The organism is Ligilactobacillus salitolerans, assembly GCF_003864415.1.
In the GTDB taxonomy this organism is placed as follows: Bacteria; Bacillota; Bacilli; order Lactobacillales; family Lactobacillaceae; genus Ligilactobacillus; species Ligilactobacillus salitolerans.
In genome coordinates this window covers 1-406 of the sequence record NZ_BFFP01000079.1, presented here as the reverse complement: position 1 = coordinate 406, position 406 = coordinate 1, and the positions used below count along the sequence as shown (strand labels likewise).

Genomic DNA, 406 nt, shown 5'->3' with positions numbered 1-406 from the left:
GACGAGCCTTCCCCAGGAAACCTTAGTCATACGGTGGGTCAGATTCTCACTGACCTTGCGCTACTCATACCGGCATTCTCACTTCTAAGCGCTCCACCGGTCCTTACGATCCGGCTTCATCGCCCTTAGAACGCTCTCCTACCACCCGACCTAAAGGTCGGATCCACAATTTCGGTAATGTGTTTAGCCCCGTTACATTTTCGGCGCAGGATCACTCGACTAGTGAGCTATTACGCACTCTTTGAATGGTGGCTGCTTCTGAGCCAACATCCTAGTTGTCTGTGCGATCCCACATCCTTTTCCACTTAACACATATTTAGGGACCTTAATTGGTGGTCTGGGCTGTTTCCCTTTCGACTACGGATCTTATCACTCGCAGTCTGACTCCCGGAACAAGATCTGTGGC

1 rRNA gene (cut by a window edge) is annotated in these 406 nt (G+C 51.0%); it reads right to left on the bottom strand.

The window, feature by feature from the left end:
- A 23S ribosomal RNA gene (locus tag LFYK43_RS12085) occupies positions 1-406 on the bottom strand (its annotated part extends 902 nt beyond the left edge of the window); the annotation flags it as partial.